The sequence below is a fragment of the Limnohabitans sp. genome (assembly GCF_030158565.1).
Classification (GTDB): Bacteria; Pseudomonadota; Gammaproteobacteria; order Burkholderiales; family Burkholderiaceae_C; genus Limnohabitans_A.
Window position 1 is genome coordinate 22,637 of sequence record NZ_JAOASQ010000065.1, and the last position, 6,722, is coordinate 29,358.

Consider the following 6,722-nt stretch of genomic DNA (forward strand, 5'->3'; position numbering starts at 1 on the left):
GAAAATTCAATAAGGAGACTCCTTGTGACTGTGGAAAAACCATTGAAATACTTGAGCCTGCATGGGCAAAACACCAGCCTGGTGTTGGAACTGCCTGCGGGCGAGGCGCCCATCTGGCGCTATTGGGGCCCCAAACTTCGAGACGAATCACCCCATGGCTTGCGCGAGTCTCGTCCCTTGCCTTCGTTCATGCTCGACTTCGATCAGCCGCTGACATTGGCCCCCACCTTCGGAGTGGGCTGGTTTGGACAAAGCGCTTTGCTGGCGCATCGCCAAGGTCAAGCGTTTGCGCAGGCCTTCACGCAGTGCGATGTGCATTGGGTTGTGCCAGGGCAGTCGGTGCGGGTGGTGCTGACCGATCCGATGGCGGCCATCGAGCTGACAGTGCATCTGAGCATGGACATCATGAGCGATGTGCTGACCATGAAGAGCAGCTTGCGCAATGTGGGCGATACAGCGCTCGATGTGCAGTGGCTGGCCGCGGGTACATTGCTGTTGCCTGCGCAGGCGCAGAGCGTGCGATCTTATGCGGGCCAGCACAACCATGAGTTTTTGCTGCAGACCGACAAACTCTCGCGCAGCATCTGGCGACGCGAGAGCCGACGCGGACGCACGTCGCACGATTGCTTTCCGGGGGCGGTGGTCACCACAGCGGGCACCACGGAAAGTTCGGGCTTGGTCTACGGTGCCCATCTGGCTTGGTCGGGCAACCACCAGCAAACCATCGAGTGGCTGCACGACGCACAGTACCAGTGGCAGTTGGGCGAGTGGCTGGCGCCGGGTGAAGGTCGGCTCGCAGCAGGTGCCACCTTGCAAACACCCGAAGTGGTGGCCAGTTGTTCGACGAAAGGCCTCAATGGGCTGGCGGCCAATTTCCACGCCGAGCTGCGTCAGCGCCTGAATTGGCCGGGTGGCCAGATGCGCCCAAGGCCCGTGCACCTGAACACATGGGAGGGTTTTTACTTCGATGTGTACCCTGACAAAGTCAAGGAGCTGGCCACGGCGGCTGCCGCAGTGGGCGTTGAGCGTTTTGTGCTTGATGACGGCTGGTTCCACGGCCGCCACCATGACCGCGCCGCACTGGGTGACTGGTGGCCCGATGCAAGCAAGTTTCCGCAAGGACTGGGCGATCTCGTCGCACATGTCAATGCTTTGGGCATGGAGTTCGGTTTGTGGTTCGAGCCTGAGATGATCAACCCCGACAGCGACCTGTACCGGGCGCACCCGGATTGGGCGCTGCAATTGGCGGGGCGTCCTTTGATCACGGCGCGCAATCAGCTGGTGTTGGACATTTCGCGTCCAGAAGTCAGTGACTACCTGTTCGCCAAAATCGATGCACTGCTGTCGGCTCAACCGATCCGTTACATCAAGTGGGATCACAACCGTGATCTGACGACTGCAGGTTTGCAAGACGGCACAGCCGGTTACCGGGCGCAGGTGCACGCGGCTTACGCACTGTTTGCGCGCATCCGTGCAGCGCACCCTGAGGTGGAGATCGAAAGTTGCTCAGGTGGGGGCGGTCGCATCGACTTTGGTGTCCTGCGGCATACCCACCGCGTCTGGACCAGCGACTGCATCGATGCGATGTCGCGTGTGGACATTCAGCGCGGCTTTTTGCAGTTCTTTCCACCCGAGATCATGGGGGCGCACGTGGGCAGTGCAAGGGCGCACACCACGGGTCGCACCCAGAGCATGGCGTTTCGTGCAGCCGTGGCCTTGCCGGGGCATTTGGGCGTGGAGCTGGACGCCCGCGTGCTCAGCGATGCCGATGCCGCCGAACTCAAGGCCTGGATCCAGATGTACAAGGATTTGCGCGACCGCCTGCACCATGGCTCGGTCTGGCAGGGGCGCATAGACGACGGGATCGTCTGGCAGGCCCATGGCGATATGGATGCGGCGGATGTGGCCACCGATGTGTTGCTGCTGGTGTACCGCACCCAGCCCACCAACCACCGTTACACGCCCCGATTGCCTCTGCCCATGCTCGACACCCAGGCCCACTACCACGTGAAGCAGGTCTTGCCTGCAGGCACGGTGCTGCCCAGCGGGGCGCACAACACCGCCCCGTTTTTTGACGCCCTGAACACGGCGGATGGCGTGGTGCTGGATGGCGGCTGGTTGCGTCACGCAGGCCTGCCCTTGCCACGGGCGCAAGCCGAGACCGCTTTCATCGTCAGACTGACACGGGTTTGAGGGGGCTGGCATGAACATTCTGGTGACCGGTGGTGCGGGCTACATTGGCAGCATCACCTGCGTGCAACTGATCGCCGCAGGCTTTCGCCCGGTGATCCTCGATTCGCTGGTCAATGCCAAAGCCGCTGTGCTGGACCGCATTGAGCAGGTCAGTGGGCATCGCCCGGATTTCATCGAAGCCGATGTGCGCGACCGCGCACGTGTGTTGCGCGTGCTGCGTGAGCACGCCATCGATGCGGTGATCCACTTTGCGGGCCTCAAGGCGGTGGGGGAATCTGTTGCCCAACCCTTGCGCTATTACGACAACAATGTGCAGGGTTCGCTGGTGCTGATCGACGCCATGCGCGAAGCGGGTGTCAAGACGCTGGTGTTCAGTTCCTCGGCCACCGTGTATGCCGAAACGCAGGACATGCCCTTGCGGGAAGACGCTCCCTTGGGTGCCAGCAATCCCTATGGTCGCAGCAAACTGATGGTCGAGCAGATGCTTGCCGATGTGGTGGCCTCTGACCCTTCATGGTCCATGACGGCCTTGCGCTATTTCAACCCGGTGGGGGCCCACTCCAGTGGGCTCTTGGGTGAAGACCCTCAGGGCGTGCCCAACAACCTCATGCCTTTCATTGCGCAAGTGGCGGTGGGGCGCAGGCCGAGTTTGCGCATCTTTGGTCGGGACTATCCAACGCCTGATGGAACAGGTGTGCGCGACTACATCCATGTGATGGATTTGGCCGATGGCCATGTGGCCGCGTTGCGCCATGCACACGGGCGGGCAGGGCACCATGTGTTCAACCTGGGCTCCGGGCAAGGGCACAGCGTTTTGGACATGCTGGCCGCCTTTGGTCAGGCTTGCGGCCATGCACTGCCACATGAGTTTGTGCCACGCCGTGCGGGCGATTTGGCAGCTTTCTGGGCCGACCCCGCTTTGGCCGAAAAGGTCTTGGGCTGGCGCGTACAACGCTCTTTGCAAACCATGTGTTCTGACACTTGGCATTGGCAATCCAATAATCCCAACGGGTACGACGCATGAACCAGCCAACATTTGATATCGCAGACCATTCTCACCGCCGTCGCAACCCTTTGACGGGCCAATGGGTTCTGGTTTCACCGCATCGTGCCAAGCGTCCTTGGCAAGGGCAGCAAGAAGAAATTCAGTCGGTGTCTCTGCCCCGCTACGAGCCAACATGCTATTTGTGCGCGGGCAATCCCCGTGTGAGTGGCGATGTGAATCCAGCCTATACCGGCACGTATGTGTTCACCAATGACCATGCCGCTTTGATGCCCGATGTGCCATCGGCTCCTGCATCGACCGATCCGCTCTACCAGTTGCATGAGGCGGTTGGCACCAGCCGTGTCATCTGCTTTTCGCCCGACCATGCGCGTACCTTGCCCGAGTTGAGTCTCCATGCCATCGTCGGTGTGGTGGACACCTGGTGTGAACAAACAGCTGAACTGGGGCAGAAACACGCTTGGGTTCAGGTGTTTGAAAACAAGGGGGCATTGATGGGGTGCTCGCAGCCACACCCCCATGGACAAATTTGGGCCACAGGCCATTTGCCCAATGAGGCGACGGCAGAAGACGTTCATCAGCGTGCGTATTTTTCGCAGTACCAACGTCCGCTGTTGCTGGACGTGGCCGAGCGCGAAATTGAACAGAAGGACCGTGTGGTCGTTTTGACCGAACACTGGGTGGCGGTGGTGCCGTTTTGGGCGACGTGGCCTTTTGAAACGCTTTTGTTGCCACGATTTGCAGTCCAGAAAATGCCGCAGCTGAGCCATGCACAGCGACAAGATCTTGCTGTGGCGCTCAAACAATTGACTTCACGTTACGACAACCTGTTTGGCTGTTCATTCCCCTATTCGATGGGCTGGCATGGTGCCCCCTTTGATGGAAGCGATGCGCGTCCTTGGCAATTGCATGCGCATTTTTATCCACCTTTGTTGCGCTCGGCTTCTGTGCGCAAGTTCATGGTGGGTTTTGAAATGTTGGCTGAAGCCCAACGGGATTTGACGCCAGAGCAAGCCGCTGAACGATTGCGTCTTGTGAGCGATGTGCATTACAGCGGTCGTTGAATTAATTTGAAGAATCGAGTTCTCATGACATCCCCTTTGATGACTTCTCTGCAGGCGGTTTTTGAACGCCATTTCCAAACCGCTCCCGATTTTTGGGTCAAGGCACCAGGGCGCGTGAATCTGATTGGCGAGCACACCGATTACAACGATGGGTATGTGTTGCCTTGTGCGATTGACTTTCACACCTTGGTCGCAGTGCGTGCGCGTCTAGACCGGCTTGTGCGCGTCGTGGCTTCAGACTGCGGTGGTGCGCTGGATGAATTCAGTCTGGATGCACCGATCGTGCCGCGTCCTGACGCCCATTGGGCCAACTATGTGCGAGGCGTTGTCAAGGTGCTCTTGTCCAAGGGTTTGGCTTTGGGGGGCGTGGATTTGGCGATCGCCGGCAACGTGCCCCAGGGCGCAGGTTTGTCCTCTTCTGCATCGCTGGAAGTGGCCGTGGGGCAGGCTTTCAAGCGTGTGTTTGCCTTGGATGGCCTCAGCCCAACCGATTTGGCCTTGATTGGACAACAAGCCGAGAACCAGTTTGTGGGATGCAACTGCGGCATCATGGATCAGTTGATTTCAGCGCGTGGCCAGGCAGGGCACGCGCTGCTGATCGATTGCCGAACATTGGATGCGCAAACTGTTCTGATGCCGCCGGATATGGCCGTGATGATCATCCATTCGCGGATTCGAAGGGGGCTGGTCGAGAGTGAGTACAACACGCGGCGCATGCAGTGTGAGTTGGCTGCTCGGCATTATGGGGTGGCTGCGTTGCGCGATTTGAGCCTGTCTGCGTTGGAGCAAGGCCTGCACGGACTTGACCCGGTGGCCTACCGCCGTGCGCGTCATGTGGTGACTGAAAATCAGCGTACGGTGGATGCGGCCGCCGCATTGGCTGCACAAGACATGAAGCGCATGGGACAACTCATGGCGCAGTCGCATGCGTCCATGCGCGATGACTTTCAGATCACAGTGCCTGCGATTGATGCCTTGGTCGAAATGGCGCAAAACGCCATTGGATGGGAAGGGGGGGCGCGCATGACCGGCGGTGGCTTTGGCGGCTGCGTTGTGGCCTTGGTGCCCAGCTCGAAAGTCGCCAAAGTGCGTCAAGCCATAGAAACGCAGTACCGTTCACCTCAAGGAGAGACCGCCCAGATCGATGTTTGCACACCCTCTGCGGGTGCTGAAGTCGTCTGGCCCCAATGTTCTTGATGCGCAGAGACTTTTCATTCAATTGAAAACGATTGCATATTGATCGGTGGGCCGGTCGCACAGGTCGGTAGAAGTGAAAATTTGGGTGAAACGCCAAGCTCAATTCTTTGCGATTGAGCGGTTTATTCCTAGTGATTCAAACATTTGTTTGCGAACACGCATGGAATGCTAGGGCTTTCCCTAGGTGGAAATTCTTTGGCAAGTGCGTATCATGCAAACGATTGCAAAAAATCACTCACGATAAGGAGAGCACAAACAATGGACGATTACGCCAGCCGGCAACGCAAGCCGACCAAGCACCTGATCGGGCTGGGGCTGGTGGTGGTGTTGCACCTCTTGCTCTTTTGGGCCATCAGCTCGGGCTTGGCCCGCGCTTTTGTCAAAAAGATCAAGGGCCCTGTGGAAGCCGTTTTGCTCGAAGATGCAAAACCCGATATTCCGCCACCCCCTCCGCCGCCACCGCCCAAGAATCTGCCGCCTCCACCGGCGTATGTGCCGCCAGTGGATGTGCCTGTATCTAACGCAGCTCCTGCAGCCAACGCGATTGCCGCAGTGTCCGCCACGCCCCAACCGGTGGCGCCGCCTGCACCGCCAGCACCGCCTGTGGTTAAAGCTGAACCTGTACGCACCGCCGCTGTGGTTAACTCGGCCAATTGCGAGAAACCCGAGTACCCCAGCGCTTCGCGCCGCTTGGAAGAAGAAGGCACTGTCAGCCTGCGTTTCCTTGTGGGCACCGATGGCAAGGTGATTCAAGCCGAGGTCGAAAAATCTTCGGGCTACAAGCGTCTGGACGAAGCAGCCCGTGCTGGTTTGTCGCGTTGCGCGTTCAAGCCCGCCACCGTGGACGGCAAGCCTGAGCAAGGCTGGGCGACCATGAAATACACCTGGCGTCTGGAATGATCCGGCCGTTCAGTTCCGAATTCACAGTTAACCGTTTTTAAAGAACCCAGAGGAGAACCTCATCATGTTCAAACCCTTCAAAACCCTCGTTGTTTGCGCTGGCCTGCTGGCCGGTCTCTTGTCTGCTGGCGCCGTGTTGGCGGCCAAACCCAAAGAGGCTGCCCCAGCAGCCACCGCCCCCGCGCCTGCTGTAGCTCCTGCCGCTGCCCCCGCCGAAGTGGCTTCTGCGCCTGTGGCCGCACCTGCTGCAGCCGCAGCGCCTGCTGAAGAAAACCCCTACGGCCTGAGCGCGCTGTGGGCCCAAGGCGATGCCGTGGCCAAAGGCACGCTGCTGATCCTGGTGCTCATGAGCATGGGCTCTTGGT

At 59.3% G+C, this 6,722-nt stretch carries 5 protein-coding genes and 1 pseudogene; all 6 read left to right on the forward strand.

Going from position 1 to position 6,722, the window contains the following annotated elements:
* Positions 1 to 24 precede the first annotated feature (24 nt).
* Positions 25 to 2,193 carry an alpha-galactosidase gene (locus Q1W40_RS13675; protein WP_300712985.1) on the forward strand — a complete coding sequence of 723 codons (2,169 nt, stop codon included), beginning with the start codon at positions 25 to 27 and terminating at the stop codon, positions 2,191 to 2,193.
* Positions 2,194 to 2,203: 10 nt separating this feature from the next.
* Positions 2,204 to 3,217 (forward strand): UDP-glucose 4-epimerase GalE, encoded by a 1,014-nt coding sequence (gene galE, locus Q1W40_RS13680; RefSeq protein ID WP_300712986.1) that lies wholly within the window; start codon positions 2,204 to 2,206, stop codon positions 3,215 to 3,217.
* Positions 3,214 to 4,260 (forward strand): UDP-glucose--hexose-1-phosphate uridylyltransferase, encoded by a 1,047-nt coding sequence (locus tag Q1W40_RS13685; protein ID WP_300712988.1) that lies wholly within the window; start codon positions 3,214 to 3,216, stop codon positions 4,258 to 4,260. Before galE ends, Q1W40_RS13685 begins: the two co-directional genes overlap by 4 nt.
* A gap of 24 nt (positions 4,261 to 4,284) precedes the next feature.
* Complete coding sequence (gene galK / locus Q1W40_RS13690; RefSeq protein ID WP_300712990.1) at positions 4,285 to 5,457, forward strand: galactokinase; 1,173 nt, start codon at positions 4,285 to 4,287, stop codon at positions 5,455 to 5,457.
* A 258-nt stretch (positions 5,458 to 5,715) separates the two neighbouring features.
* A complete protein-coding gene (locus tag Q1W40_RS13695) occupies positions 5,716 to 6,357 on the forward strand; it encodes an energy transducer TonB (protein ID WP_300712991.1) in 642 nt (213 codons plus the stop codon).
* Between the two features lie 64 nt (positions 6,358 to 6,421).
* Positions 6,422 to 6,722: pseudogene (locus Q1W40_RS13700) on the forward strand (MotA/TolQ/ExbB proton channel family protein); the annotation flags it as partial.

Coding starts and splice junctions, on each gene's coding strand:
- galK (WP_300712990.1), top strand. CDS start 4,285: ATGACATCCCCTTTGATGACTTCTCTGCAGGCGGTTTTTGAACGCCAT.
- Q1W40_RS13685 (WP_300712988.1), top strand. CDS start 3,214: ATGAACCAGCCAACATTTGATATCGCAGACCATTCTCACCGCCGTCGC.
- galE (WP_300712986.1), top strand. CDS start 2,204: ATGAACATTCTGGTGACCGGTGGTGCGGGCTACATTGGCAGCATCACC.
- Q1W40_RS13695 (WP_300712991.1), top strand. CDS start 5,716: ATGGACGATTACGCCAGCCGGCAACGCAAGCCGACCAAGCACCTGATC.